Raw genomic sequence first — 4,375 nt, 5'->3', positions numbered from 1 at the left:
GTGTATAAGAGTCAGGAGTGTGTACTCAAAATTATCTGAACAGTGTCTTTTGGAAATTCAATTTTAGTGAATTCCAATAATTCAGAAAAGAAGGTTCTCTGCCAGTCAGGGTGTAGATATAAATCCACTTCATCCATGATAATGAGGTGGCTCGAAATGGACTGGTTTTTTTGGTCATGTATGTAATTATATAGCTCGGAAAATATATTTAATTTAGCAAACTCACCAGTACTAAAACCATTCCAACCATATTGGAAATTGTTTAACAAAAGTTGAGGTAGGTTGGTAATACAGTTTGTCAATTCAATGATTAAATCAGCATTAAAAGTTGTTAAAGTATTAGCATTATCAATATGGCACTCATCCACATAAACATTTATTAGATGTGAAACTTTCCCTAGAATACTGAGTACTTCTTGGTATTTAAATAGGATGATAGGTACATCAAGTTTCACTATGCTATCGGCGCTGTCAATGCTTGAATCACGCCTTGCACTTGATAATGCGTTAGCTATATAGCTTTCATTGAAATTACCGCTTATAAATCCAATCAGAAGTTTAATGAAAAATTCATCTCTATGATCTTTTCTAATGATACTAAGTTTGGATAAATAATTGCAGATTGATAAAAGGTTTGCTCTTAATAATTGTGATCCAACAGTTTGATGTTCATGTAAATATACGCAAGCTAAACTTTCATTAAGTTGATGTTTTAGTAAGTCTAAATGTTCTTTTGATTCTATATGTTTAGATACGAAATATTTGTTATTTAACAGCGATTTAAGATAAGCGGTAGAGGATGCACTAAATTGAAAAGTAAACTTGACTTTAGGTTGTTCAGACTTATTGAAAGATACACTTGTATTGAAGTAGCTAATTAGTCGGTTTGTCCGTTGAGCGACAACTCTTTTACTTCCATTCACATATTGTGAGAGGGTCATATCGTATATGAATGAATTAGATTTTATTTTTTTTGAAAAGTCGTTCGTTTCAATACCCGTTAAATTATTTGCTTTGATAAGTTTAACTTTATGGCGTTTAATGAGATTAGATAAGTCTTTCTCTAAGGTATAGTCTTGTTTGCTTACAATAGAATCTTCATCAATATATAAATTGATAGGACAGATATGATACCTTTCTTTTTTACTGTCGAACCAAACGATAATACCGCTAGAATCAGTGCCTTCATAAGCGACTTCCAAAAAATCAAGAATAGTGCTTTTACCTACTCCATTTTTGCCAATTATGGCGCTACAGTCTAATCCTTGATAGTAATCTAGTTCATCTGGCGAAAATTTTAGGGTTAATTTGTCACCTGAATAACCACACTTGTGTGAGCTATTTATTGGTATATCAATGTTTTCTAGTGCTTTATGATTGCTGATATGGAGGAAAGCTAACTTCATTCGGTTATCGCTAGAATACTGTTTTTTATCAATAGTTTAATAATAACAAAATGCAAAGTACTAGTGAAGTAAGTTGAATAACAATAACTGATTTAGCGTTGAGGAGTTGTGAGCACATTTGAAGTGTACGTGTTCATTCACGATAAGGGAAACCTAAAGGTTATTGGTTTCCCTTTCATATAGCGAATTATTGATCAATAGTTGGTTCTACATAGGCTTTAGTGCCCCATAATGGCACTGTAGACAGGCTATGCTTGAAGCTTCCCTCTGTCTCTTTGGTCGTGTAAGACAAGTAGAGCAGCGTCTGGTTTTCGGCATCGTAGATACGTCTAACTTTCATTGATTTGAAGAAGATGCTTTTAGATTGCTTGAATACCACTTCACCCGATTTACTTTTATCTATTCTAGCGAGCATTTCAGGTGTGATATCACCCGTTTGACGACAAGAAATAGAACTATCACTTGGATCGGAAAGGCTTAAATTAGCTTCAACAGAGGCAATATGGCAGGTCACTCCAGGGATCTTTTCATCATCCAAGTTTGAGATTTTGATGTCTTTCATAGTGAACATCCCTAAACTCACATCGCCGACTTCATTTTTATCACAGCCGCTTAGTAATGTGACGAGTGCTGCTGCAATTAAAACCTTCTTCATAGAGTGATCCTCATAGCTGTTTTGCGCAATTATTTATAACCATCATACTCGAAGTTAGGAGAGAGACTACATGGTGAGACTAAATATTTCAGTAATTTAGCCTCACTAAAGGAAAAAGCCTATTTAGTTTCTGTCTTTGTTCCTAATTGCCAGAGTCTTTCTGCATGGGTTCCTATAAACCAAAAGCTTAATGCTAGAATCGCAAAAAATATGGTTTTATGTGCTGTATCCCAAGCATATTCGAAGAAGCGCGTGTATAGGTTAATCAGTAAAAAAGTAATACCAAAACTTCGGCACAAGCTATCTGCAAAATGGATACCCACGTAAAGAATGGCGGCACAAATACTGGTAGAGAGTATTGCCCAGTGAATCAGTTCGATTTGTTTTACACCCGCCCACTCACTTGCATCCCCATAATTCCCAAAAATAGACAGTAACCAGAAGCCAAGTAAGAAAAACAGTAAGCCAATAAATTGGGTTGAATCTTTTAGCGGTTTTGTCTGTGTATAACGGTTACATTTTAAGCTCATTAATGCGATGACAGCGCCAACAATCGTGAATCGCATTGGATGACTCATGCCTAAAAAGTAATCGGAAAAATTGGAGAGTTCAGTGGTTTCAAGCTGCACCCAAGCGACAAAACTGAATAAAGCAAAGATCCAAATAAGTACAGAAGAAAGCCGCACACCAAGTACGGCATAAATGACGGTGAGCAGCAGCAACAAGCTGGCATCATCAACCTGCGCAAACATCGTCGTTTCACCCAAAATACCAACTGAAACAGCACTCATCAGCACCCCAAAAAAGAAGATCGCTTCGTTACTGATTGTCTTTGATGGATGGGATAACCGACGCCTTATACCGGCGTAATAACATAAAGCCGCAATACATGCAGTGGTTATACACATCACACTGGCTGGCGCATCAAAAATACTCGCAAGCAGGGCGAGAAGATAATCATCAGCAAGTAAAACACCAACCGATATGATGAAGCAGCTTATGGCGATCCAAAATGAATATACGGCTAATAAACGCCAGTCAAAGCCAGCTACTTCGATAGACTGGCTGAGCTTTTCAGCTTGCTCTGGTGATATATGATCATCGCGTTCCCACTCGTTGATGGCGGAAAAAATGACTTTAGCTTTGCGTTTATTGAGTTTCATACGTTACCTATCAAAACATCGAAATGATAAATTGGCGGTTATCATCGATTGTCAGCATTATTGCTGAATGATGCCGTGATAAACAAAGCATTGCAATAAAATAAAAAACATTGTTTTTATTGTGCGTCATCTTCCAATATTTCTTCAGGCATAAACGTCAAGATATGCTGATCGGAGGTGAGCGTTAACGTGTTATTTTCTAGCGCTATGGTATTGGCTTTTTGTAAAGAGGTTGTCATGAGGGCTTCAAGTGACGCTTGGTCATCTTGAATACAGGCCATTTTGGTTGACCCCATTGAGGTAACGGTAAGGTTATTGTCGGTCAGCTCTATTTGGCCAAAAAAACGATTGCAGCCACTAAAACCCGCAATTTTTAAGTCGGTATCAATTGCCATGGTTGGGGTAATACGGGGCTCAGCCGTATTTACATCTTTCCCATCGACTCTAGTTAACACCCAGCTTTGCTTGAGATCATCTTCAGTGAATCCGATTTGCGTTTTTTTTTCACAGCCAGCCAAACCAATAATCGTGATAATTGCAAGCAAGATGGCCTTCGCAGCACGAGCTAGAATAGGGCTGATTGTTGAGTTTTTTTGTAAACTATACATGGTACATACACTCTGTTGTTGAACCTAGTTGAAGCATAGACCAAAACAGGTTAAACGACTGTAAGTAGTTGATGTAATTGCATTGCTATTAACTAACGTCGCGGCCAAAAAAGTTTATTTCACCCTGACGAGAGCGAAAGCCAGCGTCTTTGTCTGATTGGTAGCTGTGCATTGCGGATTCAGCTTCACAATAACTTTGGTTGCTATTAAATACTTCTCTTGCGGCATCAATAACACGTTCAGCATTGCGTCTAGCATCAGGTTTTGCAGAACTATCACTAAACACCATTTGCTTACTCACGATCAATTTCTCTAATGCTTTCATACAAATGATTTCGTTATCAGGCAAAGCTTTTACTGGAGAAGAAGCAAGTGCTGTAGTTGAAAAACTGAGTAATAAAAGGCTGAGAATATGATGATGCAAAGACATAATGAACACTGTTTTGAAATAGGGTGCGAGCATTATAGAGTAAGTATAATTTCAAGCCAAACAACTTTGGGTGTTATTAACTAAAAAACAATTTAAAAGATCATTATATCTAC

Annotated in this window: 5 protein-coding genes; all 5 read right to left on the bottom strand. The window is 37.2% G+C overall.

Annotation, left to right across the window (positions count from 1 at the left end):
• Positions 1-11 precede the first annotated feature (11 nt).
• The 5 genes from ASV53_RS22940 to ASV53_RS22920 all read right to left on the bottom strand — a co-directional run bounded on the left by ASV53_RS22940 (position 12) and on the right by ASV53_RS22920 (position 4,262).
• On the bottom strand, positions 12-1,406 hold the full coding sequence (locus tag ASV53_RS22940) for an AAA family ATPase (protein ID WP_094958833.1): 1,395 nt from the start codon (positions 1,404-1,406) through the stop codon (positions 12-14).
• Positions 1,407-1,593: 187 nt separating this feature from the next.
• On the bottom strand, positions 1,594-2,061 hold the full coding sequence (locus tag ASV53_RS22935; RefSeq protein WP_094958832.1) for a CreA family protein: 468 nt from the start codon (positions 2,059-2,061) through the stop codon (positions 1,594-1,596).
• Positions 2,062-2,180: 119 nt separating this feature from the next.
• Positions 2,181-3,224, bottom strand: coding sequence for a hypothetical protein (locus ASV53_RS22930; RefSeq protein ID WP_094958831.1), 1,044 nt, complete (start codon positions 3,222-3,224; stop codon positions 2,181-2,183).
• 116 nt (positions 3,225-3,340) lie between these two features.
• On the bottom strand, positions 3,341-3,832 hold the full coding sequence (locus ASV53_RS22925; protein ID WP_094958830.1) for an META domain-containing protein: 492 nt from the start codon (positions 3,830-3,832) through the stop codon (positions 3,341-3,343).
• Positions 3,833-3,920: 88 nt separating this feature from the next.
• Complete coding sequence (locus ASV53_RS22920; RefSeq protein ID WP_094958829.1) at positions 3,921-4,262, bottom strand: hypothetical protein; 342 nt, start codon at positions 4,260-4,262, stop codon at positions 3,921-3,923.
• Between the last annotated feature and the right edge of the window lie 113 nt (positions 4,263-4,375).

Source organism: Photobacterium sanguinicancri, from assembly GCF_002265265.1.
Classification (GTDB): domain Bacteria; phylum Pseudomonadota; class Gammaproteobacteria; order Enterobacterales; family Vibrionaceae; genus Photobacterium; species Photobacterium sanguinicancri.
The sequence above is the reverse complement of the archived record's forward strand: the minus strand, read 5'-3'. Positions and strand labels throughout refer to the sequence as shown.